The organism is Shimia fortis (assembly GCF_040225985.1).
In the GTDB taxonomy this organism is placed as follows: domain Bacteria; phylum Pseudomonadota; class Alphaproteobacteria; order Rhodobacterales; family Rhodobacteraceae; genus Shimia.
In genome coordinates this window covers 119,819-144,832 of record NZ_JBBPEU010000007.1, presented here as the reverse complement: position 1 = coordinate 144,832, position 25,014 = coordinate 119,819, and the positions used below count along the sequence as shown (strand labels likewise).

General features: G+C 60.2%; 28 protein-coding genes. 9 read left to right on the top strand and 19 right to left on the bottom strand.

Annotation, left to right across the window (positions count from 1 at the left end; all coding sequences use genetic code 11):
* Nucleotides 1–7 precede the first annotated feature (7 nt).
* The 9 genes from WNE31_RS12295 to WNE31_RS12255 form a co-directional block, all read right to left on the bottom strand.
* A complete protein-coding gene (locus tag WNE31_RS12295; protein ID WP_349980082.1) occupies nucleotides 8–544 on the bottom strand; it encodes a biotin transporter BioY in 537 nt (178 codons plus the stop codon).
* A gap of 106 nt (nucleotides 545–650) precedes the next feature.
* Nucleotides 651–1,247: an energy-coupling factor transporter transmembrane component T family protein gene (locus tag WNE31_RS12290; RefSeq protein ID WP_349980081.1), complete on the bottom strand. Its 597-nt coding sequence runs from the start codon at nucleotides 1,245–1,247 to the stop codon at nucleotides 651–653.
* Complete coding sequence (locus tag WNE31_RS12285; protein ID WP_349980080.1) at nucleotides 1,247–1,921, bottom strand: energy-coupling factor ABC transporter ATP-binding protein; 675 nt, start codon at nucleotides 1,919–1,921, stop codon at nucleotides 1,247–1,249. The genes WNE31_RS12290 and WNE31_RS12285 overlap by 1 nt, the downstream gene beginning before the upstream one ends.
* 123 nt (nucleotides 1,922–2,044) lie before the next feature.
* Nucleotides 2,045–3,442, bottom strand: a complete 1,398-nt coding sequence (locus WNE31_RS12280) for a TRAP transporter large permease (RefSeq protein WP_349980079.1) — start codon at nucleotides 3,440–3,442, stop codon at nucleotides 2,045–2,047.
* Entirely contained in the window at nucleotides 3,442–4,071 is a 630-nt protein-coding gene (locus WNE31_RS12275) for a TRAP transporter small permease subunit (protein ID WP_349980077.1), read from the bottom strand. The genes WNE31_RS12280 and WNE31_RS12275 overlap by 1 nt, the downstream gene beginning before the upstream one ends.
* 108 nt (nucleotides 4,072–4,179) lie before the next feature.
* Nucleotides 4,180–5,193, bottom strand: coding sequence for a C4-dicarboxylate TRAP transporter substrate-binding protein (locus tag WNE31_RS12270; protein ID WP_349980076.1), 1,014 nt, complete (start codon nucleotides 5,191–5,193; stop codon nucleotides 4,180–4,182).
* Between the two features lie 183 nt (nucleotides 5,194–5,376).
* Complete coding sequence (locus tag WNE31_RS12265) at nucleotides 5,377–5,601, bottom strand: hypothetical protein (RefSeq protein ID WP_349980075.1); 225 nt, start codon at nucleotides 5,599–5,601, stop codon at nucleotides 5,377–5,379.
* A gap of 263 nt (nucleotides 5,602–5,864) precedes the next feature.
* Nucleotides 5,865–6,542 (bottom strand): hypothetical protein, encoded by a 678-nt coding sequence (locus WNE31_RS12260; RefSeq protein WP_349980074.1) that lies wholly within the window; start codon nucleotides 6,540–6,542, stop codon nucleotides 5,865–5,867.
* A gap of 113 nt (nucleotides 6,543–6,655) precedes the next feature.
* Nucleotides 6,656–6,937, bottom strand: a complete 282-nt coding sequence (locus WNE31_RS12255) for a hypothetical protein (protein ID WP_349980073.1) — start codon at nucleotides 6,935–6,937, stop codon at nucleotides 6,656–6,658.
* Nucleotides 6,938–7,192: 255 nt separating this feature from the next.
* Between WNE31_RS12255 and rpe the strand changes: the two genes are divergently transcribed.
* Nucleotides 7,193–7,882 (top strand): ribulose-phosphate 3-epimerase, encoded by a 690-nt coding sequence (gene rpe / locus WNE31_RS12250; protein WP_349980072.1) that lies wholly within the window; start codon nucleotides 7,193–7,195, stop codon nucleotides 7,880–7,882.
* A gap of 9 nt (nucleotides 7,883–7,891) precedes the next feature.
* Here rpe and WNE31_RS12245 read toward each other — a convergent pair whose 3' ends face one another.
* On the bottom strand, nucleotides 7,892–8,410 hold the full coding sequence (locus WNE31_RS12245) for a GNAT family N-acetyltransferase (RefSeq protein WP_349980071.1): 519 nt from the start codon (nucleotides 8,408–8,410) through the stop codon (nucleotides 7,892–7,894).
* 27 nt (nucleotides 8,411–8,437) lie between these two features.
* On the bottom strand, nucleotides 8,438–8,956 hold the full coding sequence (locus WNE31_RS12240; RefSeq protein WP_349980070.1) for an SH3 domain-containing protein: 519 nt from the start codon (nucleotides 8,954–8,956) through the stop codon (nucleotides 8,438–8,440).
* Nucleotides 8,957–9,062: 106 nt separating this feature from the next.
* Here WNE31_RS12240 and WNE31_RS12235 point away from each other — a divergent pair, with 106 nt between their 5' ends.
* The 5 genes from WNE31_RS12235 (at nucleotide 9,063) to WNE31_RS12215 (ending at nucleotide 14,591) form a co-directional block, all read left to right on the top strand.
* Entirely contained in the window at nucleotides 9,063–10,049 is a 987-nt protein-coding gene (locus tag WNE31_RS12235; protein WP_349980069.1) for a 2-hydroxyacid dehydrogenase, read from the top strand.
* A 156-nt stretch (nucleotides 10,050–10,205) separates the two neighbouring features.
* Complete coding sequence (gene ggt / locus WNE31_RS12230) at nucleotides 10,206–11,936, top strand: gamma-glutamyltransferase (RefSeq protein WP_349980068.1); 1,731 nt, start codon at nucleotides 10,206–10,208, stop codon at nucleotides 11,934–11,936.
* 53 nt (nucleotides 11,937–11,989) lie between these two features.
* Complete coding sequence (locus tag WNE31_RS12225) at nucleotides 11,990–13,396, top strand: FAD-binding oxidoreductase (protein WP_349980067.1); 1,407 nt, start codon at nucleotides 11,990–11,992, stop codon at nucleotides 13,394–13,396.
* 85 nt (nucleotides 13,397–13,481) lie between these two features.
* Nucleotides 13,482–13,916, top strand: coding sequence for a CBS domain-containing protein (locus WNE31_RS12220; protein WP_349980065.1), 435 nt, complete (start codon nucleotides 13,482–13,484; stop codon nucleotides 13,914–13,916).
* A 69-nt stretch (nucleotides 13,917–13,985) separates the two neighbouring features.
* Nucleotides 13,986–14,591: a hypothetical protein gene (locus tag WNE31_RS12215; RefSeq protein ID WP_349980064.1), complete on the top strand. Its 606-nt coding sequence runs from the start codon at nucleotides 13,986–13,988 to the stop codon at nucleotides 14,589–14,591.
* A gap of 70 nt (nucleotides 14,592–14,661) precedes the next feature.
* Here WNE31_RS12215 and panB read toward each other — a convergent pair whose 3' ends face one another.
* The 3 genes from panB to WNE31_RS12200 form a co-directional block, all read right to left on the bottom strand.
* Entirely contained in the window at nucleotides 14,662–15,471 is an 810-nt protein-coding gene (gene panB / locus WNE31_RS12210) for a 3-methyl-2-oxobutanoate hydroxymethyltransferase (RefSeq protein ID WP_349980063.1), read from the bottom strand.
* The gene (gene panC, locus WNE31_RS12205) at nucleotides 15,468–16,322 is read right to left on the bottom strand and encodes a pantoate--beta-alanine ligase (protein ID WP_349980062.1); all 855 of its coding nucleotides are present in this window, start codon (nucleotides 16,320–16,322) and stop codon (nucleotides 15,468–15,470) included. The genes panB and panC overlap by 4 nt, the downstream gene beginning before the upstream one ends.
* 112 nt (nucleotides 16,323–16,434) lie before the next feature.
* Nucleotides 16,435–16,791, bottom strand: a complete 357-nt coding sequence (locus WNE31_RS12200) for a hypothetical protein (RefSeq protein WP_349980061.1) — start codon at nucleotides 16,789–16,791, stop codon at nucleotides 16,435–16,437.
* Here WNE31_RS12200 and WNE31_RS12195 point away from each other — a divergent pair.
* The 3 genes from WNE31_RS12195 (at nucleotide 16,775) to WNE31_RS12185 (ending at nucleotide 21,296) form a co-directional block, all read left to right on the top strand.
* On the top strand, nucleotides 16,775–17,791 hold the full coding sequence (locus tag WNE31_RS12195) for an alpha/beta hydrolase (protein WP_349980059.1): 1,017 nt from the start codon (nucleotides 16,775–16,777) through the stop codon (nucleotides 17,789–17,791). The genes WNE31_RS12200 and WNE31_RS12195 overlap by 17 nt on opposite strands.
* 182 nt (nucleotides 17,792–17,973) lie before the next feature.
* The gene (locus tag WNE31_RS12190) at nucleotides 17,974–20,484 is read left to right on the top strand and encodes a GcvT family protein (RefSeq protein ID WP_349980058.1); all 2,511 of its coding nucleotides are present in this window, start codon (nucleotides 17,974–17,976) and stop codon (nucleotides 20,482–20,484) included.
* Nucleotides 20,484–21,296 (top strand): hypothetical protein, encoded by an 813-nt coding sequence (locus WNE31_RS12185; RefSeq protein WP_349980057.1) that lies wholly within the window; start codon nucleotides 20,484–20,486, stop codon nucleotides 21,294–21,296. The genes WNE31_RS12190 and WNE31_RS12185 overlap by 1 nt, the downstream gene beginning before the upstream one ends.
* A 31-nt stretch (nucleotides 21,297–21,327) precedes the next feature.
* Here the strand turns inward: WNE31_RS12185 and WNE31_RS12180 are convergent, their stop codons facing one another.
* The 5 genes from WNE31_RS12180 to WNE31_RS12160 all read right to left on the bottom strand — a co-directional run bounded on the left by WNE31_RS12180 (nucleotide 21,328) and on the right by WNE31_RS12160 (nucleotide 24,993).
* Nucleotides 21,328–21,732: an EF-hand domain-containing protein gene (locus WNE31_RS12180; protein ID WP_349980056.1), complete on the bottom strand. Its 405-nt coding sequence runs from the start codon at nucleotides 21,730–21,732 to the stop codon at nucleotides 21,328–21,330.
* A 63-nt stretch (nucleotides 21,733–21,795) separates the two neighbouring features.
* Nucleotides 21,796–22,131, bottom strand: a complete 336-nt coding sequence (locus WNE31_RS12175; protein WP_349980055.1) for a carboxymuconolactone decarboxylase family protein — start codon at nucleotides 22,129–22,131, stop codon at nucleotides 21,796–21,798.
* 194 nt (nucleotides 22,132–22,325) lie between these two features.
* Entirely contained in the window at nucleotides 22,326–22,988 is a 663-nt protein-coding gene (locus WNE31_RS12170; RefSeq protein WP_349980054.1) for a DUF938 domain-containing protein, read from the bottom strand.
* A complete protein-coding gene (locus tag WNE31_RS12165; protein WP_349980053.1) occupies nucleotides 22,988–24,058 on the bottom strand; it encodes an NAD(P)/FAD-dependent oxidoreductase in 1,071 nt (356 codons plus the stop codon). Before WNE31_RS12165 ends, WNE31_RS12170 begins: the two co-directional genes overlap by 1 nt.
* Nucleotides 24,055–24,993 (bottom strand): aldo/keto reductase, encoded by a 939-nt coding sequence (locus WNE31_RS12160; RefSeq protein ID WP_349980052.1) that lies wholly within the window; start codon nucleotides 24,991–24,993, stop codon nucleotides 24,055–24,057. Before WNE31_RS12160 ends, WNE31_RS12165 begins: the two co-directional genes overlap by 4 nt.
* Between the last annotated feature and the right edge of the window lie 21 nt (nucleotides 24,994–25,014).

Here is a 25,014-nt window from a genome sequence, read left to right as displayed (position 1 = left end):
CGTGTCCTCAGAGATTGGGATAGGCCCGACGCAGGCCACGGGCGATGATAGTGGCTATCACCACTTTGACAAGGTCGCCGGGCACATAGGCCAGCATGATGGTCACGGCTTTGGAAAGCGGCATCTTTGCAACCAAGGCCATCCATGGGATGCCGATGACGTACATCAGCACGATGCCACCCAAAGCAATATAGAGCGCGGTAGTGATGAAATTGGCACCGGGGTTCTTTGCCATCAGGAACCCGATCAATGCGGCCGACAGCGGCCACGCAAGTAGGAAGCCGCCCGAGGCGCCGAAGAATACGCCGATGCCGCCGCGCCCGCCGGCAAGCAGCGGCAATCCGACCGCGACCAGCGCGATAAACAGCAACAGCGCCAGACCACCGCGGCGCGCCCCAGCCACGGCGCCAGCCAGCATAACGCCAAGGGATTGTGCGGTAATCGGGGGCAGGGCGAGGCCTGCGAAACTGATCGGGGGCATCAGCCCGAGGGCGGCTGTGAGCGCTGCAAAAAGCGCGATATAGACAAGGCTCTTGGTGTCCATTGGGTTTTCCTTCTTGATCCTGTCCCGTGCGAGGCTTTGGGGTTGGCGGGTCTGGTAAAAAGACCCGGACAGGCAGGCAAGTGCAGGTGCAGAAAATCGGGATATCTTAGGGACGATATCCTCTGGATTCGATGGCATCCGAAATATCGTCCGCCATCTTGATCGCGCGGATGGCGACGGGCATGGCGACCGCGATGACAGATCTTTCCAGACCACGCGCTTTTTGCGCTTCGCGCACGTCCTGCGTGATCTGCGCCAGCACCGGGATAAACCGCAGGGCAAGTGAGATCGCGAGGCCAACCTTCGCAGGGTTCACCCCAAACGGTTTCAGGAACCGAAGCCCAGCTGTCATGGTGTCGATCATGTCGCTGGATCGGGTGGTGAGCGTGACAAGACTTGCCAGCAGGATCAGGGTGGCAAGCCGCAGAACGACAAACGCTGCCAATTCCAGCCCCGACAGCCACCATTGCAGCACAAAGAACAGGATGAAGATCCACAGAAGGGGGCGGACCTGTTGACCAGCCTGCCGCAATGTCAGTTGCGCCGCCGGAAAAAGGGCCAGCACGGTCCCCAATGCGGCCACGGTCAAAACAAGGCTTTCGTTCACGAACAAGAGCGTCGCCCCAATCATCAACGCCAGCAGCTTGGGCGCGGGGGACAGCCTGTGTAGGAGTGACGTGCCGGGGGAATAGAGATCAAGCATCAGGTCATCCGCGCGACATAAAGCGGGATGGCCGCTTGCGGGGTGTCATCGGCGATCACGCGCCCTTCGTCGAACACGATGACGCGGTCGAAATCAGAGATCAGATCCAGATCATGTGTGACAAGGATCACCGTTTGCTCCAGGTCGGAAATCGCGCGCGCCACGCGCCGCTTGTTGCGCAGGTCCAGAAGGGTCGTGGGTTCATCCATCACGATATAGGCCGGGTCCATCACCAGCACGCCGGAAATCGCCAACAGCTGTTTCTGCCCCCCGGACAGAAGGTGCGCGGGATGCTCTTTCAGGTCGGTCATGTCATAGCGTGCAAGGACCGCGTCAATCTTCTGGGCGATTGTCGCTTTCGGCAGGCCGAGGTTCTTCATGCCGAAGGCCAGATCCTCTTCGACCACGGGAAACACGATCTGGTTGTCAGGGTTCTGGAACACGAAACCGACTTTCTGGCGGATGTCCTTACCCTTGTTGCGCGTGTTCATTCCGTCGACCTCGACATCGCCATCTGTTGGCAAGACCAGCCCGTTCAGCAGGCGTGCAAACGAGGATTTCCCCGATCCGTTTGCCCCAACGATGGCAATCCGGCGTTCGCGCAGGTGCAGCGACACATCGTGAAGAACCGTGCGCTCTCCGTAAGCAAGCGAGACATTGCGGATGTCGATCATTGGCGGGCCCGTGTCTGAGATTGGGCGCTCTTACCTTAAATGCCGCGCGGGTTGAAGGTGCTGCGTGGCCTATTTGGAAATGGGAAAAAGCATGGGCCGCCCAAGGTTGGCGGCCCATGTGTATCAGGCAAGCGATGGCAACCAGAGCACGATCGCCGGGAAAGCGACCAGCAAGGCGATGGTGACCGCGTCTGCGATGAAGAAGGGCATGACCCCCTTGAACACGTCCTGCACCGTCAGGTCATCGCGCACACCGGCCACGACAAAACAATTCAGGCCAATCGGCGGCGTGATCAGGCAGAATTCGGCCATCTTGACCACAAGGATCCCGAACCAGATCGCGCACATTGGGCCAGACATGCCAAAGGCACTGTCTGCCGCGCTGACATATTCGCCGCCATTCAGCGCCATGATCGCCGGATAGACCACTGGCAGAGTCAAAAGTAGCATACCGATGGCGTCCATGAACATGCCCAGCACGGCATAAGCCAGAAGGATACAGATCAGGATCAGGATCGGCGCCATCTCCAGCCCCGTGATCCAGTCGGCAAAAGCATCAGGCAGCTTGGCAAAGCCAAGGAACCGCACATAGATCAGCACGCCCCAGATGATCGTAAAGATCATCACGGTCAGCTTGGCCGTTTCCAGAAGGGCCGCCTTTAGTTCAGGCCAGCGCATTCCGCGCCCCAGGGCCATCAGGAAGACAATGAAGGCCCCGATTGCACCGCCTTCGGTGGGTGTTCCCCATGCGTCACCGAACGGGTTGTAGACAAAAAAGATGATGATCACGACCACCGCTACGATGGGCAGGGCGGGCGGCAGAGAAACCAGCCGCTCTTTCCATGTAAAGCCGGTGACCGGCGGACCGACGGTCTTGAACCCCACCGCGATGCCGATGATCAGCAATGCATACACAATCGCCGAAAACGCTCCGGGGATGAACCCTGCCAGCAGCAGTTTGCCGACGTCCTGTTCCACGATGATGGCATAGATCACGAGGATCGCAGAAGGCGGAATCAATGAGGCCAGCGTGCCACCAGCCGCAACCACGCCGGCGGCGAACTGTTTGTTGTAGCCGGATTTCAGCATTTCCGGAATGGCGATGCGGGCAAACACCGCCGCCGTGGCGACAGAGGCCCCCGAGACCGCAGCAAAGCCCGCCGTGGCAAACACGGTCGACACCGCCAGCCCGCCCGGCACCCACGCGATCCAGCGTTTGGCCGCCTCGAACAGGGCCGTGGTCAGCCGTGCATAATAGGCGAGGTATCCGATCAGGATGAAGACGGGGATCAGGCTTAGCACATGGGCCGAGACCTTGGAATGCGGCGTCAGACCTGCGACGCGCACACTGATCTCGACCGCCTTCCAGAACCGTTCGGGGTCATAGTTGAAGCCGTTCCAACGCAGCCAAACAAGGCCAACAAACCCTGCAAGCCCCGCCGCAAAGGCGACCCGCATGCCCATCAGGACAAGCACAAGCATCCCGCCCGTGACCCAAAGGCCAATATCAATGGGTTCCATCAGTCCGCCCCCTCAAGCATTTCAGCCTCGTGCAGGGCCTGTTGTTCCACCGTCAGAGTCAGCGGCACCGCAACCGGGTTTTCCAGCCCGAGAATGAAGGCACGGGCATAACCCCACGCTTGCAGCAAAAGCCGCAGGACCAGAACGCCGAAGGCAATAGGCACAATCAGCTTTGATGGCCAGATCGGCAATCCGATGTCGATGGAACTGTCCCGACTGCACAACGGACGGGCACAGTCAAAAGACCGGTCAAAATGGGCCCAGGCGCCCCATGTCAGGGCGACGATCAGCACCAGCATCAAAAGGACAGTGATGAATTCGAACAGCCACAGAATGCGTCCGTGCAAATGCCCGACGATCATATCCATACGAATATGGCTACCGTCGCGCTGCACGTAAGAAACGCCCATGATCGCGATGAGCGGCATCGCGGCTTCGATATAGTCCACATAACCCGCAAGCGGCGAGTCAAAAAACTTGCGGCCGGTCACGGAATAAGCCGCGAGAAACATCAATGAAAAAATGGTCAGCCCGCTGATCAGCGCACAAAACCGTTCGATTGGTAACAACATGCGATCCAGCCGGCTGAGCAGGCTGGAGTCTTCGAGAACTGCGGCTGATCCCGCCATATCTCTGCTCCCCTCGTTGTTCAGAGAAAAAGGCGCCGTTTGCCAAGGGCTCCCCGTCCCGGGAAACGGCAAGGGGCGCGCAGTGGTCCGCGCGCCCCCTCGTTAGGATCAGCTTCCGCTGCGATGATCGGCAAGGGTCTTCATGACCAGATCATACAATTCCTGACCGGGCAGGCCCTGGGCCTCCATGTCCTTGATCCATGCTTCGCGGATCGGGTCTGCTGCTTTGGTGCGGAACTCCTCGATCACGGCATCGTCTATCTCGATCTTCTGAACACCTTTTTCTTCCAGAACGCTGTCCCAGCGGGCCAGAAGTTGAGCATAGTTGGCCAGATAGTGGTCCAGAGCCTCGGGGATCGAGCTGTCCAGCGCCTCGCGTTCAGCATCGGATAGCGCATCATAGGCGTCGATGTTCACCACCACCGGGCAGTTCACGGTGCCGGGGTTCAGGTTCGCGGTCCACCAGTCAGCCTGGTTGATGGTGCCAAAGGACAGGTGCGCGTGTTGAGCAAAAGCAACCGTATCAACGACGCCGGATTCCATCGCCTGATAGGCTTCGGTCGCGGTTACCGAGGTGGGTACGGCCCCCACGGCCTTGAAGGCGTTGCCGATGCCGCCGGTTGCCCGCACGCGCATGCCTTCGAAATCAGCCAGCGTGGTACGGGGATCGCCGGTGCCGACAAGATTGTATTGCGGCATGGGCGAAGTCATCAGCAGCTTGGCATTCCATTGTGCCATTTCTTCGGTCGCGGCCGGATGCGCATAGACAGCCGAGGATACGGCGACTTCTTCTTCAAGATTTGAGATGCCAAGGAAAGGCAGTTCCAGAACGGTCACGACGCGGTTCTTGTCGCGGTGGTATCCGGCACAGAACTGGGCCATTTCAAAGGCGCCGATCGAGATCCCGTCAAGATTCTCGCGGTTCTTGGACAGGCCGCCATAGCTGATGTTCATCGTAAACTCGCCGCCGGTTTTTTCCGACACCAGTTCTGCCAGCTTTTCAATATGCTCGGTAAAGGCGCGGCGCTTGCCCCAGACCGAAACGTTCCATTCGGTAGCAGCAGCTTCGCTTGCAAACGCAACAGCAATCGCCGCCACGGCGGTTTTACCCAAAAAGTTCATTTTCTTTTCCTCCCAGAAAGCACGTGTTGTTTTTATGTGCTGCCTGCAGCCTAGCCGAGAGGATTGAACATGGGTAGTCCGTATTTCTTGGTAGCGGGGCGGTTGGGCCATGACCTGGCCCGTCGCCGATTTTCGTGCCTTAACCTTCTGAAATATATTTTATTTCTTTCCTGATGGGCTGGTTCAGAGATAGAAGCTATCTCTGAAAACGTACAAGGCGATGTCTTCGCGTGTTAGCCCGAGTGCTGCCAGTTCTGCGTCTGTCATTGCGTGCAGCCTGTCGGCCTCTTGCACACGTCTGTTGGACTCAGCCAGCGTGGTAAGGGCCTGACCCGCAGCGACAAAGGGTTTTGCCAGGATACGCAGAAGCGATGCAGATGCGGGTGCGTGAATGCTGGTATATGCCATGTGTGACCTCGTTGAATAAAACTTGGCCTCCCTGTCCCTAAAGCTGGGTCAGTAATGCTGACTTTGCGAGTTATGATTGCGAATAGCCGCTTTGCAATTCATGCAAGGTGAATGATTTCAGAGGGTTAAAGACTTTGGGGCGTTTCGGGTGCTTGGGACTTGACCGAACTGCCCGCAATTTGGGCGTTGTGGAGCAGGAGTGCCAAAACAAAACCGCGCCGAAGCGGGCTTCGACGCGGCAAAAGATACGAGATCGGATGCGATCAGGCTTTTGCTTTGCTCGTGGTTTTTGCGGCTGTTTTTGCGGTCGTCTTCTGAGCCGCCTTTGCCTTGGTGGTTGTATTTGGGGCTGGTTTGGCCTTGGCCGTCGGCGCAGGGGCGGTGGTCTCGGTCTTAGAGACGCTCACTTGGGCCTTGGTTGCCGGCATGGCGGGCGGTTTCGAGGGGGCGCGGGTTCGCTTGCGGGCGGCACTGCTTTCTGCCGCTCGTGTATCTGCTACGACAGGTTTCGCCTCAGCTTTCGGTGCCACAGGTTGGGCCGCAGGTTCCGGTACTGCTTTTGCAGAGGTCGCATTTGCGGGGGCAGCGGGGGTAACGGCTTCAACCTTGGATGTCGTGGGGGTGGCTTTGGTGCTGGCTTTCTTGGTGGTTGTCCGCGACGCAACGGATTTCGCGGCAGGTTTCGACACTGCTTTCTTCTTGGTAGTCGGCATGGCCTTTTTCGCTACCGGCTTGCTGGCCGCCCGGGCACGCGGTTTGGGCGCAGGCTTTGCGTCCGTTTCGACGGCCTTGGCCGGCGCCGCTGGTGACAGGAAAGGGTTGCTTTCATACAGGGCTTTGCTCACTGCATAGCTGAACCGCAGTTGCTGTTCGAACGCGGTGGCAAAGATATGCATATTCTGCACCGTTGCCGTGAAAGGGGTCATGATGAGAGTCGTCATTTCAAGTCTCCTGAAATCCGGAACACTCTCTCGAAATGCTCCATGATGTCGGTCCGTTGCGCGTTTCGCACCGGTTCAAAGTTTCTGTTCCCCGGCTCTCGGGGACGTGTGTTTCATCGACTGGCCCAGACCAGTCGGGCCAGGGCCGCGATCACGATGGCTGCGATCAAAAGCTGAACCCAAGCCGGGTTGCTCTCATAGGGCAGCGGCTGCGAACTGGCCGATGCCATTGCCGGGATAAGCGTTCCACCGCCGAGTCCGCAAAGACCCGTCACGTGGTAATGCCTTTTGATCCGTCGCGTTACTGCAACCTTGCGCCAAATGAGAGCGGCGACATTCAAGCCATTACGTGGTGCACGGGGCAACACTGGCGTATCTGCATGAACTGACAGCATGGGTCTCTCCGCAGGTTTATTGAATTATGTTGCGCTGCAGCATGGTAATGCAAGTGCAGCATTGCGGTTTGATGAAGTTTTAGGTTCTTTTCGGCAGAAAAGTGCTGTTTTGAAGCACTTCTTTGTCGGGTAATCTTAAAAATTGCTGCATTGCAGCGTTACCTTGGGTCAGTGTGATTGCAATTTGGTGCGCAGCCGCCCATTTTCCGAGGAAAGGCGAATCGCCAGTCTGTCGCAAAATCGAAAGAGCTCTGCATGTCCTTTGATCGTTCCATCAAGATCGCCCCGTCCATTCTATCTGCGGATTTCGCAAATTTCGGACAGGAAATTCAGGCCATCGAAGCGCAGGGTGCGGATTGGGTGCATGTCGACGTGATGGACGGTCATTTCGTACCGAACCTCACCTTTGGCCCGCCCGCTGTGAAAGCGTTTCGCCCGCATGTCAAAACCTTCATGGACGTGCATCTGATGATCGCACCGGTCGATCCCTATATTGAGGCCTATGCAGAAGCCGGGGCCGACATGATCGTGGCCCATGTCGAGGCCGGACCCCACCCACACCGGACCCTGCAGGCTATTAAGGCACAGGGTGTCAAAGCCGGGATCAGCCTTAATCCGGGCACACCTGCGGGCGTGATCGAGCACCTGTTGGACCTCTGCGACATGGTTCTGGTGATGAGCGTGAACCCGGGCTTTGGGGGGCAGAAATTCATTCCGTCCAGCGTAGACAAGGTGCGCCAGGTCCGCGAGATGATAGGGGATCGTGAAGTCCATATTCAGGTCGACGGAGGCGTGGACCCAAACACCGTCGGTCCGCTGGTCGCAGCCGGTGCGGATTGCTTCGTCGCAGGGTCCGCCGTGTTCAAGGGCGGGTCCGTCGACAAGCCGGAAGTCTACGGAGAGAACATCCGCGCCATCCGTGCGGCGGCCGAGGCCGCGCTGTAAGCCAGCACGCTAGAACCCGATGAGTGATTTTCGCATACTTGATCGGTTCTCAACCATGGTGCCTCCCAGTCGAAGATAAAAGGCAATGCCAAGGGCATTGTCAGATCTCACATGCCAGTCCAGGCGGCAGGCGCCCGCCGCGTGGGCCTCTTTCTCGATCCAGTTGAAAAGGCTTTCACCAACCCCTTTGTTTTGATGGCTTGGCAGGACGAACAACTCTTTCAGTTCTATTTGACGCCACCGTTCGCGCCGCGGATCGCTGACCGAGGTGAGTATTGCCACAGCGGCAAGTCCGATGGCCAACCCATCACAATCCCAAGCGATCGCGAGCCTGTGGGGTGTCGCGGAGTTCAGTAACAACGCGACGTGCTCATCCGCCTGCTCCTGCGAAGGTTCCGGAGCGTCGGGTGTATCGTGTCGATAGAGTGCCAATAGCAAAGGGCGCAGGTGCTCTGCGTCCCGAAGACCGGCCCATTCGATACGGACGGCAGGCTGATCTCCGAAAGTTTGATATTCGCGGTCTGTCATGCCTGCCCTCTGGCAACGTCCGGGATGCTACTCGCGGATTTCGTCCGCCGCGACACCCCACAGCACGGCCTTGGGCGCCCAGCCCTTGTAGCCGCCCGAGCTGATCTTGCACCAGTCGGTATCGCATTCCCCCAAGCGCGCCACCACACCCAGCTCAAGATGCGCCACAGCGGGGGTGTTGGCTTCGGGGCGCACGGTCAGCGGTTGCATGTCGTTTTCGACGATGACGGTGCGCACCCCCGACAGCAGCGAATAGTGAATCCAGCCGCCTGCGCCTTCCATGTCACGCACGCGGCGCCAGTGGCCGTGTTCAGCGGTAATTTCCAGCGGCATGGACCGGCGCGTAAATACCCAGTCGATCCGATGTGACAGGGACGGGCCGCGCCGAACGTTGGCTTTGCTGGCCTTGAGCGAGACATAGCGCGGGATTGGCAGGTTCGTCACCGGCCCACGCGCCTGTTCCGCGATGGTCGACCCCACGAGGGCGATAGATACAGCCGCTGCACAAAAGGCGACCGCCAGTTGTCGTTTCAGGAATCCGATCATCTGCACTGTTTTTTCTGCTCGTTTCTCACGCGGGTTCTTGTGCCCCGTCTATGTGTGGGGCAGTGTGACATCAACGCGCTGAATTGCAATGGATTGGGAGGCCCGGATGCCAAAGGAACGCCTGAGTGTTGTCGTTACGCGACGCTTGCCGGAAGCGGTGGAAACAAGACTTTCGGAATTGTTCGACGTGCGGCTGCGGGACGATGACACGCCGATGACGCGGCAAGAGCTTGTAGCGGCGATGTCCGAGGCAGATGTTCTTGTGCCGACCCTGACGGATCAGATCGACGCGACGATGATTGCCCAAGCAGGCGGTCGGCTCAAACTGATCGCAAATTACGGCGCAGGGGTCGACCACATTGACGTGGAAACCGCGCGCCAGCGGGGAGTTCTGGTGTCGAACACGCCGGGCGTGGTGGCCGATGACACGGCTGACATGACCATGGCGATCATGATTGGTGCGATCCGCCGCGTACCCGAAGGGCTGCGCCTGATGGCCAAGGGCGAATGGACGGGATGGGCCCCGAACGCAATGCTGGGCGGTCGGCTGGCCGGGCGACGTCTGGGTATTCTGGGCATGGGCCGCATCGGTCAGGCCGTCGCCCGCCGCGCCAGTGCCTTCGGGATGCAGATCCACTATCACAACCGGCGTCGCTTGCGCCCCGAGGTCGAACAAAGCCTTGAAGCGACCTATTGGGAAAGCCTTGATCAGCTTGTCGCGCGCATGGACGTGATTACGGTGCATTGCCCGCATACGCCCTCGACCTTCCATCTGATGAATGCGCGCCGGTTGAAGTTGATGAAACCCGATGCCTATCTGATCAACACGTCGCGCGGCGAGGTCGTAGATGAAAATGCACTGGTACGGATGCTCAAGGCGGGTGAGATCGCTGGCGCTGGTCTTGACGTTTACGAACATGGCACCGAGATCAACCCTGACTTGATGCAGCTCGATAATGTCGTGATGCTGCCGCATATGGGGTCGGCCACGGTCGAGGGGCGCCTTGAAATGGGCGAAAAGGTTCTGATCAACATCAAGACCTTTGACGACGGGCACCGCCCGCCGGACCTTGTCGTCCCCGCGATGCTCTGATCCGGCTACACGGGTCAATCACAAGCCGCACCAAAGGGTGCGGCTTTTTCTTTGGGCTGGCCCCGTCCGAAAAACTGGCTAGCATGGCGGGGCGCGATAGGGAGAGGGCGAACCATGCGAAAATTTTTGTGCCGTTTTTCAGCAATTCTTGCGGTCATGGGCTCTGCTGTTATGGCCCAAGAGGCCGCAGATGCCGTGGCCCCCGAAACAGCGACGGCCCTAGGCGGGGCCATGGTGGCCGGGCTTGAGGCCCAGTTTCAGGCGAAACAGGTCGGGCAACCGGTCGAGGCGGAGAACTGGATGGTCGCGGCGGCGCATCCGCTGGCCGTGCAAGCAGGCGGGCGGGTTCTGGCCGCAGGGGGCACGGCAGCCGACGCCATGGTTGCTGTGCAGGCGGTACTTGGCCTGGTCGAGCCGCAAAGCTCGGGTCTTGGCGGAGGGGCGTTTCTTGTCTGGTATGACAGCGAATCCGGCGAGATTACCACGCTGGACGCGCGCGAAACCGCCCCGCTGGCAGCCACACCCCGCATGTTGCAGCGCGAAGATGGCGAACCTTACAAGTTTTTCGAGGCGGTGGTGGGCGGCCTGTCCGTAGGCGTGCCCGGCACCCCCCTATTGATGGAAACCGCGCATCAAAAATGGGGCAAGGTCCAATGGCAGACGCTGTTTGACGAGGCGATCCGGCTGTCCGAGTCCGGTTTTGCCGTCTCGCCGCGCATGGCACAATCCGTTACACGCGATGCCGCGCGCCTTGCCGTGCATCCTGAAACCGCAGCCTATTTCCTGCCGGACGGGCAACCGTTGCAAGCGGGGCAGCTCCTGAAAAATCCGGACTATGGCAACAGTCTGAGAGTCTTAGCTGCGCAAGGGGCCGCGCCCTTTTATACTGGTCAGATTGCCAAGGACATCCTGTCAGCCATACGCACTGCGCCGCGCCCGGGGTGGTTGGCCGAGATGGACCTGGCCCTCTATCAGGTCAAGGAGCGTCCTGCCGTCTGCGCCGACTATCGGGGATATGACGTCTGCGGGATGGGGCCTCCGTCTTCGGGGGCCTTGGCGGTCGGGCAAATTCTGGGCCTTTTGTCCCCGTTCGATATGACTGGCTTGGGGCCAGACAATCCGCACACATGGCGGCTGATCGGGGATGCCACCCGTCTGGCGTTTGCAGACAGGGGCCGTTACGTGGCGGACACCGATTTTGTGCCGGTGCCCGTGCAGGGCATGCTGCAGCGAAGCTATCTGAATGACCGGTCCGAACTTCTCCGGCGCGAAGACAAGCTGCCCGAGGCATCGCCAGGAACCCCAACCTTTGATCATGGGCATCTTCGCGCCGACGATGAAGAGCGCACCGCGCCCTCAACCACACATGTCTCTATTGTCGATTCCTATGGCAATGTGCTGTCGATGACGGCCAGCATCGAAAACGCCTTTGGCAGTCGCCTGATGGCGGGCGGGTTCCTGTTGAACAACCAGCTGACTGACTTCTCGTTCCGCTCGCATCGCGGAGGCATCCCCATCGCCAACCGGGTCGAACCGGGAAAACGGCCGCGCTCGTCTATGGCGCCGACCATCGTTCTGGACAATGGCGCGCCGGTTCTGGCCATCGGATCACCCGGAGGCAGCCGGATCATCTCATACGTGGCCAATGCCATCATCGCCCATCTGGACTGGGGGCTTGACGTGCAGCAGGCCGTGTCCCTGCCGCATCGCATCAATCGCTTTGGTCTTTACGATATTGAGGCTGAAGACCTCGCGCCGGGGCTTGAGGCGATGGGGTTCGAAACCAAGCTGCGCGCGCTCAATTCCGGAATCCACGCGATTTCCATTGGCGAGACCCTGCAAGGCGGGGCCGATCCGCGTCGGGAAGGGCTGGCCTTGGGCGGCTGACGCACCTATAGGTTACATCTGTAACAATTCATCTCTGAGGGGAGGAGAGCCACATGGTTCAGGCAACCGATCTGCCGCGCAATGAAACAGGCATCGCGGCGGCGCTGGGGGTGCTCAAACAGCGGTTCGGCGAAAAGTTCCAGACCGGTGAGTCGATCCGCGAACAGCATGGCCATACGACCACCTGGATTCGGAACCAGAAACCGGATGCGGTGGTGTTTCCCCAAAGCAGCGCCGAGGCTGCCGAAATCGTCCGCGTTTGCGCGGAACATAAAGTGCCGGTGATCGGCTTTGGCACCGGCACCTCTCTGGAAGGCCACGTAAACGCGCCGGCCGGTGGTGTCTGTGTCGATCTGAGCGAGATGAACGAAATCCTTGCCGTCAATGCCGAAGACCTTGATTGTGTCGTGCAGCCCGGTGTCACGCGGGAACAACTGAACACTTATCTGCGAGATCAGGGTCTGTTCTTTCCGATTGATCCGGGCGCCAATGCTTCGCTCGGTGGCATGACCGCCACCCGCGCCAGCGGCACCAACGCCGTGCGTTATGGCACGATGAAAGACAATGTACTGGCGCTTGAGGTGGTCACACCAAAGGGCGAGGTCATCCGCACCGCCACCCGCGCCAAGAAATCCAGCGCGGGCTATGATCTGACCCGGCTCATGGTTGGATCTGAGGGCACCTTGGGACTGATCACCGAAATCACCCTGAAACTACAGGGCATCCCCGAGGCGATGTCCTCGGCGCGGGTGTCCTTTGACAGCATCAACGACGCCTGCCAGGCGGTGATGATGACCATCCAGTACGGGATTCCCGTCGCCCGGATCGAATTGTTGGACGAGCTATCGGTACGCGCCGTGAATGCCTATTCCAAGCTGGATCTGCCCGAGGCACCGCTGCTTCTGCTAGAATTCCACGGGTCCGAGGCGAGCGTTGCCGAGCAGGCGGAACTGTTCGGCGGCATCGCAGAGGAATTTGGTGGCACCGGCTTCGAATGGACGTCCAGCGCAGAGGAGCGCAACAAGCTCTGGCAGGCGCGCCACGATGCCTATTGGGCAAGCGTGAATTTGCGCCCGGGCGCCAAAGGGATCAGCACGGATGTCTGCGTGCCGATCTCGCGACTTGCGGAATGCGTGACGGCGGCGCAGGACAAACTTGACGAGATGGGATTTATCGCGCCCATCGTGGGGCATGTTGGAGACGGGAATTTCCATACCCTGCCCCTGATCGATATGGACAACCCCAGCGAGGTCGCCAAAGCCGACGAATTTGTCGGTTGGCTCAATGACCTCGCTATTGACATGGGCGGGACCTGCACCGGCGAACACGGCATCGGTCAGGGCAAGAAACCCTACCTTGTCAAGGAACTGGGTGGCGCAGTGGATATGATGGTGGCGATCAAACAGGCGATTGATCCCGACAACATCATGAATCCGGGCAAGATCGTCCCAAGCGCCTAGGTGTCGTGCAGCGACAGGATGCCCCTTGCGGCAGGGCACAATGGCGCCCATAGTCGCGCGCACTTACGCCCATCAGGAGACCCCCATGTCCACAAAATCCATCCGCGCGCTTTTGGGAAACCGCCCCGTTTTCACCGTGACCCAGGACACGGTTCTGCGGGAGGTCGCGCGCCTGATGGCGGACAAGAAGGTCGGCGCCGTGGTCGTTGTCGACGGAGGCACCCTTGTCGGGATCGTCAGCGAGCGTGATATCGTGTTCCGGGGGGTCGGGCAGGGGCTGGCGTCTGACACGGCCACCGCGGCGCAGGTGATGACCCCCGATCCCGTGACCGTGGATATGGACGATGCGATTTCGGACGCGCTGGCCGCAAAGCTGGGCGACAAATTCCGGCATCTTCCCGTGATGGATCAGGGCAAGGTCGCGGGCGTGTTGTCCTATCGGGAAATTCCGGCGGAATATATCATGTTGTTCGAACGCTTCCGCGAAATGTCCACCGCCCATGCGGATGATGGTTGCTAGGATCACAGGGCGGGCTAAAGTTTTCCATATTCGGGAACGCAAATCGCGGCCCACAGATAGGAAGCACGCATGAAACCTGCGATTTTGGCAGCTCTGTTCGCCTTGGCCTCGCCGCTACTGGCTCAGTCGCATGATCACGGAGCCGCTCACGGATCTGCAGTTCCCGCAACTCCCTATGCGGGGTTTGAGGCGCGCGAGATCAAGAGCCTGTCGGAAAACGACCTTGCACAACTGCGGGCTGGTAAAGGGTGGGGGTTGGCCCTGCCGGCAGAACTGAACGGCAAGCCCGGTCCCGCACATTTGCTGGAACTCAAGGATCAAATCGGCCTTTCAGCCGAACAGGTTTCCGCTATCGAAGCATTGTTCGCGACGATGCAGGCCGACGCAATCGCCGCAGGCGAACGTTTCATTCAGGCCGAGGCGGCGCTGAGTGACGCCTTTGCGGGCGAGGGGTTGAACGAAGTGACACTGCGTCGGTTGCTGGCGGACTCTGCCGAAGCGCGCGCCGATCTGAGGTTTGTCCATTTGCGCCAGCATCTTGCGACGGTCGAGGTTTTAAGCGAGGAACAAATCGCGATATATAGCCGTCTGCGTGGATATACGTCCGACCCTTGTGCATCGGTGCCCGAGGGACATGACGCCGCCATGTGGCGCAAGCATAACGGCTGCGAGTGAGCCAAACCTGTTTACCGTGGGCACTAGGTAAGGCGAGGCGGGGCAGAACCTGCCCCGCGCCCTATTGAATTCAGCGGTAAACCTGATCTTCCCCGGGGAACGTCCGGTCTTTGACCTCTTCGGCATATTGCTCGACCGCGCGCTCGATTGCTGGGCCAAGGTCACCATAGACCTTGACGAATTTCGGGGTCCATTCGTTCAGCCCCAGCATGTCCTCAAGAACAAGGATCTGGCCGTCGCAGTCGGCAGAAGCGCCGATGCCGATGGTCGGAATGTCGATTTGCTTGGTGATCTTGGCGGCCAGCGGCTCGACCATGCCTTCAAGCACGACCGAAAACGCCCCGGCCTCGGCTACTGCGCGCGCGTCTTCCTCATGCGCAGCCCAGGTGTCTTCCTCGCGGCCCTGCGTTTTGAAACCACCCATCACGTGGCTGGATTGCGGGGTCAGGCCGATATGCGCCATCACCGGAATGCCGCGCTCGACGAGAAAGGTGATGGTCTCGGCCATCCGCTTGCCGCCCTCGAGCTTGACCGCGCCGCAACCGGTTTCCTTCATGATCTTGGCGGCATTGCGGAAGGCCACTGCCGGGCTTTCCTCGTAGGTGCCGAACGGCATGTCCACGACGATCAATGCCTGTTGGGTGCCGCGCACCACGGCCTTGCCATGCATGATCATCAGATCCAGCGGCACGCCCACGGTGCTTTCCATGCCATGCATCACCATGCCAAGGCTGTCACCGACAAGGATGAAGTCGGCATATTTGTCAACGATTGCAGCGGTATGCGCGTGGTACGAGGTCAGCGATACAATCGGTTCGCCTCCTTTGCGGGCGGCAATCTGCGGTACGGTGTTGCGACGGATTTTGTTTTGAACACTCATTGTGTGACGACCCTTTGATCAATCAGAAGAATGCCGCCGAACTCGGCTGAGATCATGATGGCGGCAGGAGAGGTGAGGGGGCCGGACAGATCGGACAGATCTGTCGCCCCGACGATGTCCAACCCGCGCAGCGTAGCACGGGGCTCGGCGGTGATGGTATCGGAAATCAGTTGGCGCAGCGCCTCGATGGTGGTGCCTTGGGCAGCGGCCTGTTCGGCAGCCGCGAGCGACCGCGACAGGACCAGCGCGGCCTGCCGGTCTTCGGGCGTCAGCCGGACATTGCGCGAAGACATGGCCAGACCGTCCGGCTCTCGTACGGTGGGCACGCCCCGGATGTCGATCGGAAAGGCCAGATCGCGGGTCATGCGCTTGATGACCTGCAGTTGCTGGTAATCTTTCTCGCCAAAACAGGCGATGTCGGGTTGAACAAAGTTGAACAGCCGCGCGACAACCGTGGTCACGCCCCGGAAATGTCCGGGCCGGACCAGCCCGTGCAGCATGTTGGCCATGCGGGTGGTCTCTACGATAGTTTCATCCCCATCCGGGTAAACCTCTTTGACGGGCGGGATCAGCACGCAGTCAACGCCTGCCTCTTGTAGCATGGCCAGATCCCGCGCTTCGTCGCGCGGATAGGCCTCGAGGTCGGCAGCCTCACCGAATTGGGTCGGGTTGACAAAGATGGTCACGACAACGCGGTCCGAGGCCTCTTGTGCGGCGGCAACCAGTGCCATGTGCCCCTGGTGCAGAAATCCCATCGTCGGCACCAATCCAACGCGTTCTGCGGCCTTGCGATAGGTCGCAACCTCGGCGCGACATTCGGCGATTGTCCTGCAAATCTTCATGTTTTGCATGTTCCCGTTCATAGCGTGCTTATTTTCTTAGCAGTTTATGCCGCGCTGCGGCAAGATAATTGCCCGCCTATCCGTAGTCTTACGGGACCTCGCCCCGATATCGCCCCAATGTCTACGCAATGTCGCCCATCGTCCGCAGCAGGATGGCCACCAGAGTTGATGTGAAGGGGAACAGATGGGGCGCGTCCTGCCATTCATTTTTGTCACTACCGGTTTGGTAGCCGTCGCCGTGTTTCAGGCTCAGGCCGGGCGCGGTGCAGAAGCTCAGCTTCCTCTGACCAAGATCGAGCCTGAATTGTTCGACCCTCAAGAAAGCACAGGCCTGAACTGACCAATTCGGACCCACCTGCACAGGTTTTGCGCGTGAACCTGCACCGAAATACCCATGTTTGGCTTGCTTTGTGGTCTCTGGCCACGCATCCTCAGGCGAGTCGAAAATCCAGGGGGTGATAATGCAAAGGTTGTACAAGGCATTGCTGCTGTCGGGTTTTCTGGGGTTGGCATCTTCTCCGACGTTGGCCCAAACCGCTTTTGGCATCCAGACTGAATTCGATATCACTTATGGCAGCGGCACAATCGCTCCGGAGGGGGTGCCCCTCGAACGTGATCTCCTGATGGATGTCTATACGCCCAGCCCCGAGAACGTTGATTACACCCGGACGACCAGTGCTGAGCCGGGGCCGTTTCCGGCTGTGATCTACGTGCACGGGGGGGCGCATCATCGGGGTGGCCGCCGGCAAGAGCCGTTCCGCCTTGAGGCCGCTGTGCATTCCCGGCCCGAAGACTATGCCCGTTTGCTGACGCCCATGGGATATGTGGTCTTTGTCATCGAATACCGTCTGGCCACGGAAAACCCGGAACCGGCTGTCAAACCGGGCGAGGCCGGGTTGCTGCCGGATGTTGATGCCTACATCACGCCCGAAGTATTCGAGGCCACAAAACGGGCGCGCGGCGCTATGGGCCTATTGCAGCTCGAAGATACGCCCGAGGACCGCCTGTTCCTTTGGAAAGCGGGCATGGCCGGGGCTGAAGATGCCCGAAAGGCGTTGGATTTCGTGATTGCAAATGCGGACAGGTTCAACATCGATCCAGAGCGGATCGCCATGGGCGGGCACTCTGCAGGGGGTGGGATTACGCTGAATGTTGGCGTGGGCATGCAGGCACCACTGGCGGCGATCTTCCCATTGTCGGGGCCCGATATCCTTTACGACCATGCCCCGCTGATTGCCTCGGGGGACTTTCCTCCGACTTTGCTGATGTACTCGCAATTCGATGAGCACACGCAATTGGGCGACCTGCCTGATATCATCTCTCTTTTGCGGGCTGGCAGGGCCGACTACACTCTGGCCTGGGTGCCTGGTTTCGCGCATTTCTATCCGCATCAGGCGGTTTCGTTGGGCGATGATGGTACACGTGCTGCGGTGGGGGACCGGATTATCCGGTTTCTCGAACAAAACTTGCGAAACTAGCCGGTCGGTCCGCCTGTGAGTAGGCGATTCAGTGACAGCGCAGGCTTCTGACGAAGGGTCGAACGCGGCCAATCGCGAAACGTTGGTCGGTTTTGTGCGTTTTTCGGTCGGCTGGACCCGCCGCGTTCCTGAATGATTTGCCACAGTATAGGCAATTCTGAATTTAGGGAGTCGCTTGGGATATGAAAACTCAAGTCAAAGCATTGGTCGTTGGCGGTGGTGCCGTCGGGACCTCTATCGCCTACCACCTGGCCAAGGCCGGATGGGAAGATGTCATGCTGATCGAACGGGATGAGCTGACCTCGGGGTCGACCTGGCATGCGGCTGGTCTGCTGCCGTTGTTCAACATGTCCTATGCGACCACCCATATCCACAAGTATTCGGTCGATTTCTACAAGACCCTGGAAGAGGAAACCGGTCTTAATGCGGGCTTTGCCGTAGTCGGCAACTTGCGGATGGCGCAGACGCAGGAACGCATGGACGAATACATGCTCTATGCCTCGACCGCCGAAACCTGTGGCGTCGAATATGAGTGGCTGACCCCCGATCAGATCAAGGAGCGCTGGCCGCTGATCGAAACCAGCGACCTTAAAGGTGCGATCTATCACACCGAGGACGGCTATATTAACCCCGCTGACGTGACCATGGCGATGGCCAAGGGCGCCCGCCAGCGTGGTGTCGATATCGTGCGCAAGATGCAGGCCGATGATTTCCACTGGAACGGCACCCACTGGGAAGTCACCTGCACCAAGATGGTCGAAAAGGGAGGCAACCTCGTCGAATCCGATGAGAAGGTGGTCATCACGGCCGAGCATGTCGTGACCGCATCCGGAAACCACGCGCAGCGTACCGCGAAACTTCTGGGCATCAAGATGCCCGCGATCCCGGTCGAGCACACCTTTATCGTCATGGATCAGGACCCTGAACTGGTCAAATGGCGCGCTGCCGGCAACCCCGAGCACCCCGTTGTGCGCGACGCTGACAACGAATCCTATGCCCGCGAGGAACGTGGCGGCTGGATCCTCGGCATCTACGAGCATGGCGCGCCTGCGCGTTTCGAACATGGCGTGCCGGACAGCTTCCGTGCCGATCTGTTCCCGCTGGATCTGGACAGGATTGCCGAACAGTACATGGCGATGGCCGAGCGTGTCCCTTCCTGCGCCGAGTCCGGTCTGAAAGACGATTTCAACGGCCCGATCTGCTATACCCCCGACGGCAACCCGCTGGTGGGCCCGGCTCCGGGTCTGCGCAACATGTGGCTGGCTGAAGGGTTCTCGTTCGGGATCACGGCCGCAGGCGGCACCGGCTATTACCTCGCCCAGATGATGGTCGATGGCGAAGCCGAGATCGACATGGCGTCGCTGGACCCCAAACGGTATTCGTCGAACTGGATGACCACCGAATTCGCGGCGCGCAAAAACGAAGAGTGTTACGAGCACGTCTATATCCTGCACCATCCCGACGAAGAGCGCGAGGCCTGTCGCCCGCTGCGCACCTCGCCCGCCTATGACCGCCAGGCCGCCCGTGGCGCGCAGTTCGGCTTCGTAAACGGCTGGGAGCGTCCGAACTATTTTGGGCCTCTGGATGCACCCGAAAACTTTGACAAGGAAAGCCGCAGCTTCCGCCGTGGCGGCTGGTGGCAATACGCGGTTGAAGAGGCTAGGGCGATCCGCAACGGCGTGGGCCTGATTGATGCGACCGCGTTCACCAAGCACGTCGTCAAAGGCCCCGGTGCAACGGCGTTCCTGGACTGGTTCACGTGCAATAAGCTGCCCAAGGTGGGGCGTATCAACCTGACCTATGCGCTGACCTCGGCGGGCACCACCCGCACCGAATACACCATCGTGCGCAACGGCGAGAACAACTACTACCTCGTCTCTGCCGGTGCCTGGACCGAATATGACGCAGATTTCCTGCGCAAGGCGGCCGAGGACAAGATGGACGAGTTCGGCTATATCGAAATTCAGGATGTGACCACCCAGTGGGGCGTTTTCGCCATCGCAGGTCCCAAATCGCGCGATGTTCTGAACGAAGTCATCGTTGATGCAGACCCGGCTACGGCCCTGTCGAACAAGCGGTTCCCATGGCTCTCGGCACGCCAGATCGAACTGGGCATGTGCCCGGTCAACGCGATCCGCGTGGCCTATACCGGCGAACTTGGCTGGGAATTGCACCACCCGATCGAGATGCAGAACTACCTGTTCGACCTGCTGGAAAAAGCGGGTGAAAAGCACGGTATGAAGCTGGTCGGGGCGCGCGCGCAGAACTGGCTGCGTCAGGAAAAATCCTATCGCGCCTTTGGCACCGAACTGGGCCGCGACGCGACCCCGGCCGAGGCCGACCTGCCGCGCTTCATCGACCTCAGCAAAGATTTCCACGGCAAGGACGCCATGGTCGAAAAGGGCATCCGCGCCAAGTGCTGCACCCTGTTGATCGACGGGCCTGACGATGCCGATCCGTGGGGACGCGAGGCGCTGTATTCCGAAGATGGCCAGACCATGCTGGGGCGTCTGACCTCTGGGGGATATTCGGTCGCGTTCGAGAAATCCATTGGCATGGGCTATCTGCCGCCGGATCTGGCGGTGGAAGGCACAAGGGTGAAGGTCAAGATGCAAGACAAACTGTGGGATGCAGTCGTGACCTGCGATAGCCCCTATGACCCGACCAACGCGACCATTCGCAAAGACGCGTAATGCCGCGTCCTTCATTGGCATCGCTTCTTGTTCTGGCCGTGGCGGCGTTTGTCGCCGCGGCCTACTTTGATAGAAACCCCGCTGTTCAGGCCGCGAGCGCTTATGCCGAGGACGTCGCCACGGCCAGCGCTGTGCTCTACGTGTCTTTGCGGGGCGTCAATGCCGTTCTGTCAACGGCGCAAGAGGTCGAACTTGGCGGGTCACTGGTTGTCTCGGGGTCGGTGCAGCCGCTGAAGGCACTTGAACCCGTTGATGACACGATCGAGAGGATATCTGATCTTGTCTTTGCCGTGATGGTCTTCACAGGTGTTCTGGCCGTGGCGATGGGCCCGGTCAGCGCAACAGGGTGCAGCCTGATTGCGCTTGCCACCTGTGTATGGATCCTGGACCGAAGGTTCGGGGGCGGAACTGTTGCAAAAACGATCACGCGCAAGTTGGGCTGGTACGGGGCCTTCCTCGGACTGGCGATTCCGCTGGCCTTTGTGATCGCGTCGCTGGTCGCAGACCGGATGACTGAAGGGGTCTGGGCCGAACACGACGCAATCGTTCAGGAAATCACCGCGAGTGTCAGTGCACAAGCTGATCTGCCAGCAGGCGACGAAAGCTGGTTTTCCGCCATGGCCGGTCTGGCGGGCGACGCCGAGCGTTATCAAACGCTGATGGCCGAGGTTTTTGCCCGCGCAGATGACCTGATCCGCGCCTATATTGCGATCCTGTCAGTGTTTGTGTTCCGGATCGTGATCCTGCCCCTATTGGTTATGGGGGCGTTTTTTGTGCTGGTGCGGGCCATGGCACAGCGGGCACCGGCCTGACACTCGGTTGGTGCGCTCCCGGGGAAGGGCTTTAGAAATCCCCGTGACCCAGCACGCCATCCTTGGTCTTGTCATGGGTGTTGAACCATTGTGTCAAAGCCTCGCGGAATTCTTCACGGGTGACGCGCCCGTCAAGGTTCAGGTCGGTGCGTTCGCGCGCCAACCCGTGCACAGCCCGCAACTGCAGGGGCGCGCCGGTCTGTTCGGCTGCTGCTGCGCGGGCTTTGTCGAACTCGGTATACTCCGCGCTGTCCAGAACTCCGTCACCGTTTGTGTCAAAGGTCTTGAACACCTGGCTGCGGTATTCTTCAAGCTCGGCCAGCGTCAGGAAACCGTCCTTGTCCACGTCCATGCTTGTCATGAAGGCAGGGGTCTCTGCCATGGCAACCCCCGCCGCAAGGCTCAGGGCAAAAAGGGCTGGGATCGTGGGTTTCATCTGGGAGGTCTCCGTGACGCGAAATATGTTCACGGAGACCATACCGTTATCAGGCGGGGATTGTCAGCCCGCCAATTCGTCAAAGCATTCAAGTGCCTTGGCGGCATACATCATCGAGGGGCCTCCGCCCATCTGGATCGTCATGGCCAGAACGTCGCCTACCTCTTCGCGGGTGGCGCCTGCCTTGTGCAGGGCTTCGCAGTGCAACACGATGCAGGCTTCACAGCGCATGGCAACCGCGATCCCGAGGGCGATGAATTCCTTGGTCTTGAAGTCCAGAACGCCGCCTTCCTTGACGGCCTTGCCCAGCCCGCCAAAGGCGCGGGTGGTGTCGGGGATGGTCTTGTTCAGGGCCCGCAATTGATCACGCGTGCCGTTCAGCTTGTCAGTCCAGCTCATTTTCGTCTCCTGAAGAAAGGTCCTGATGCCGGAATACAGGCTGACATATTCAGGTCTTTGATTGAGATCATATGGGCAGGATTTCTGTGCAGGATGCAGGACAGGGGCGTTGCCCCTCTTGGCCCCGGACAGAGTCCGGTGCCAATTCACCCCAAGGTATTTTCGCCAAGAAAAAGCCGGTGCCTGGGTGCGCCCTAGCCGGGTTTGCGCCACAGGATCGACAGGTTATTGGCCGGCATCTCGATCATGTCGGCATAGTCGAGGAAACAGGAGAGGCCCCATTCCAGGACTTCGAAATCGCTTTTGTAGCCAATTTCGGGATCGGCGGCCTGAAGGCTCTGATGAAAGGCGACGTCGCCGTCGCTGGTCAGCTCGTCATCGCGCCTGAAAGGGCCATAGATCATCAGAATCCCGCCGGGGGCCAGCGCTTCGGCCGCCTCGTGGATCAGGGTGCGGGCTTCACTCTCGCTGATCAGGTGCAACAGGTTGGCCAACAGGATCATGGACTGTCCGGCATGATCCAGCCCCCAGCCGGGCGCCGTGGCGTCCAGCTGAATCGCCCTGGCAAGGTTGGGCAGCTTGGCCTCGGCAACATAGGCATCAATGCTGGCCCGGCGGGTGGCGTCGATTTCCGTGGGTTGCCAGCGCAACTGCGGGATGGCCTTTGCCAGCGCCACGCTGTGCTGACCCGTGCCGCTGGCCAGTTCCAGCGCAGGCCCTGCTGTTTTTGGGGCATGGCTGGCTGCCACTTCGACTATCGCGGCGGCGTTGCGGTCGGCGGCGGGGGCAAACAGGCGGCCATCGGTATCGGGGGCCACGACGGATGCGGAGGGGGGCAGGGCAGTGCGACGGGGCATCAGGAAAATCTCCTCGGGTCCAGGGCCGTGCGGGTGGTTTCATCGAGTTCGGACGGGGTGCCCGCCACCAGATCGGCGATCCATTGCGAGGCTGCAGGGGCGGTCTGCATGCCATAGCCCCCCTGACCGGCGACCCAGATGAAACTGTCATCTTTGGCGTCATGCCCAAGAACAAGGTTGCGATCGGGCGCAAAGCTGCGCAACCCGGCCCAGCTATGTTCAAGCCGCGTGACCGGAACGGTCACATGGTCCTCGTAGCGGGCAATGCCTTCGGCCAGCACCATGTCATCGGCCCAGGCATCATGGGGTTGTTGGGGGTCTTCCTCGGCGGGTGAGATCAGCAGCTTCCCGGCATCGGGTTTCGCATACCAATCCTCGCGCGGGCCCATAATCATGGGCCAACCCGACACATCAAGTTCGCCTGGGGCAGGAATACGCGCCATGGACCGGCGCAGAGGGGTGATCCCGATCGGGGCGATCCCTGCCAGCGCCGCCACCTGATCGGCCCAGGCCCCGGCTGCGTTCAGGATCATGCGAGCCATGCAGTCCGTGCCGTTGGCCTGCACCACCCAGCCCGCCGGCGTCTTGGTGATGGCTGTGACCGTCTGGCGCGTGCGCAACTCGGCCCCGTTCTGGCGGGCGCGTTTGGCGAAATCCTGCAAGAGCCGGTCAGCATCAAGATCGCGGGCACTCTCGTGAAAGGCCACCATTCTGATCTTGTCCATGTCAAGGATGGGCACCATGTCCGCGGCCTCGCTGCGCGTCATTGGGTGCATCACCAACTCTTTGCAGGCGGCATCGAAGTCGGATTTGTCACTGGTCTTGCCCAGCAGCATAAGCCCCCGCGCGGTCAGGTATCCGTTCGAGATATGGTGCTCCGCACTGGCGCGGGACAGGGCGCAGGTCGAGGGCGACCCATAGTTTTCCTCGAACATGGCGGCAGACCGTCCCGAGGCGTGATAGCCAAGCGCGTCTTCCTGTTCGAGCACACAGACCGACCCCAAGGCCGACAGACGCGCCGCCGCCGAGATGCCGGCGATCCCACCGCCAATTACCAGAAAGTCGATCATGCTTCTTCCAGACGGTCCGTGGCCGGGGGCGGGGCGGGGGTCAGCGCGGAGAGGCGATCATAAAGCGCGTCATCCATGTCAAATCCCACTGCCGCCAGCGATGGTTGCAACTGGGCCAGGTTGCGCGCCGACAGGATCGGTGTCGGGGCCGACGGATGGCGTGCGGCCCAGGCCGCTGCAAGGGTGGCGGGATGCGTACCAATCTCGGCCGCGATCTGCGACAGTGCGCGCGCGGCCTCGTGCATCCAGTCCAAACCATAGCGCGCGGCATACCGCGTATCCGTGGCAAGCCGGCCCTCTGCGCCGACCCGCGCATATTTCCCCGTCAGCAACCCGCCGCCCAAAGGCGAATAGGGGGCGACCGTCAGGCCCAGGTCCATAGCCATGGGCAGGATTTCAACCTCGACCTGACGTTTGACGAGGTTGTACATCGGTTGCAGGATTGAGGGGCGCAGAGCGAAACCATCGCCGATGGCAATCGCCTTCATCACCTGCCACGCTGCGAAATTCGACAGGCCCACATAGGAAATCAGAGCTTCCTCGCGCAACGCGGCAAAGGTTTCCATGGTTTCGCGCAGGTCGGTGTCAGGGTCGAAGCGGTGCAGATACAGCACGTCCACGTGGTCCAACCCCAGCCTTTGGCGCGAGATATCGAACTGCGCGCGCAGATTTTTCGCACCTGCCCCGCCGGTATAGCCCGCCTTTGTGGCAATGATCAGCCGATCACGGTGCGGCGCAATCAGACGACCCAGTATCGTTTCGGACTGGCCGTCTGTGTAGACATGGGCCGTGTCGAAATGCGTGATCCCGGCCGCGAGACAGGCCTCGAACATCTCTTGCGAGTCTCGTTCATCGGCCTTGCCGCCAAATTGCATCGTGCCAAAGGCAAACCGGCTGATCGGGGAGCCATCGGGGCTGGTCATAATCTGTGTCATGGGGGGGACGTTGCCACGCGG

Coding starts and splice junctions, on each gene's coding strand:
- WNE31_RS12270 (WP_349980076.1), bottom strand. CDS start 5,193: ATGAACTTTTTGGGTAAAACCGCCGTGGCGGCGATTGCTGTTGCGTTT.
- WNE31_RS12195 (WP_349980059.1), top strand. CDS start 16,775: ATGCAAAGGTTGTACAAGGCATTGCTGCTGTCGGGTTTTCTGGGGTTG.
- WNE31_RS12240 (WP_349980070.1), bottom strand. CDS start 8,956: ATGATCGGATTCCTGAAACGACAACTGGCGGTCGCCTTTTGTGCAGCG.
- WNE31_RS12180 (WP_349980056.1), bottom strand. CDS start 21,732: ATGAAACCCACGATCCCAGCCCTTTTTGCCCTGAGCCTTGCGGCGGGG.
- WNE31_RS12265 (WP_349980075.1), bottom strand. CDS start 5,601: ATGGCATATACCAGCATTCACGCACCCGCATCTGCATCGCTTCTGCGT.
- WNE31_RS12245 (WP_349980071.1), bottom strand. CDS start 8,410: ATGACAGACCGCGAATATCAAACTTTCGGAGATCAGCCTGCCGTCCGT.
- WNE31_RS12160 (WP_349980052.1), bottom strand. CDS start 24,993: ATGACACAGATTATGACCAGCCCCGATGGCTCCCCGATCAGCCGGTTT.
- WNE31_RS12170 (WP_349980054.1), bottom strand. CDS start 22,988: ATGCCCCGTCGCACTGCCCTGCCCCCCTCCGCATCCGTCGTGGCCCCC.
- WNE31_RS12275 (WP_349980077.1), bottom strand. CDS start 4,071: ATGGCGGGATCAGCCGCAGTTCTCGAAGACTCCAGCCTGCTCAGCCGG.
- WNE31_RS12185 (WP_349980057.1), top strand. CDS start 20,484: ATGCCGCGTCCTTCATTGGCATCGCTTCTTGTTCTGGCCGTGGCGGCG.
- WNE31_RS12260 (WP_349980074.1), bottom strand. CDS start 6,542: ATGACGACTCTCATCATGACCCCTTTCACGGCAACGGTGCAGAATATG.
- WNE31_RS12295 (WP_349980082.1), bottom strand. CDS start 544: ATGGACACCAAGAGCCTTGTCTATATCGCGCTTTTTGCAGCGCTCACA.
- WNE31_RS12190 (WP_349980058.1), top strand. CDS start 17,974: ATGAAAACTCAAGTCAAAGCATTGGTCGTTGGCGGTGGTGCCGTCGGG.
- panB (WP_349980063.1), bottom strand. CDS start 15,471: ATGAGTGTTCAAAACAAAATCCGTCGCAACACCGTACCGCAGATTGCC.
- WNE31_RS12220 (WP_349980065.1), top strand. CDS start 13,482: ATGTCCACAAAATCCATCCGCGCGCTTTTGGGAAACCGCCCCGTTTTC.
- WNE31_RS12255 (WP_349980073.1), bottom strand. CDS start 6,937: ATGCTGTCAGTTCATGCAGATACGCCAGTGTTGCCCCGTGCACCACGT.
- WNE31_RS12175 (WP_349980055.1), bottom strand. CDS start 22,131: ATGAGCTGGACTGACAAGCTGAACGGCACGCGTGATCAATTGCGGGCC.
- ggt (WP_349980068.1), top strand. CDS start 10,206: ATGGGCTCTGCTGTTATGGCCCAAGAGGCCGCAGATGCCGTGGCCCCC.
- panC (WP_349980062.1), bottom strand. CDS start 16,322: ATGCAAAACATGAAGATTTGCAGGACAATCGCCGAATGTCGCGCCGAG.
- WNE31_RS12285 (WP_349980080.1), bottom strand. CDS start 1,921: ATGATCGACATCCGCAATGTCTCGCTTGCTTACGGAGAGCGCACGGTT.
- WNE31_RS12165 (WP_349980053.1), bottom strand. CDS start 24,058: ATGATCGACTTTCTGGTAATTGGCGGTGGGATCGCCGGCATCTCGGCG.
- rpe (WP_349980072.1), top strand. CDS start 7,193: ATGTCCTTTGATCGTTCCATCAAGATCGCCCCGTCCATTCTATCTGCG.
- WNE31_RS12280 (WP_349980079.1), bottom strand. CDS start 3,442: ATGGAACCCATTGATATTGGCCTTTGGGTCACGGGCGGGATGCTTGTG.
- WNE31_RS12290 (WP_349980081.1), bottom strand. CDS start 1,247: ATGCTTGATCTCTATTCCCCCGGCACGTCACTCCTACACAGGCTGTCC.
- WNE31_RS12225 (WP_349980067.1), top strand. CDS start 11,990: ATGGTTCAGGCAACCGATCTGCCGCGCAATGAAACAGGCATCGCGGCG.
- WNE31_RS12215 (WP_349980064.1), top strand. CDS start 13,986: ATGAAACCTGCGATTTTGGCAGCTCTGTTCGCCTTGGCCTCGCCGCTA.
- WNE31_RS12235 (WP_349980069.1), top strand. CDS start 9,063: ATGCCAAAGGAACGCCTGAGTGTTGTCGTTACGCGACGCTTGCCGGAA.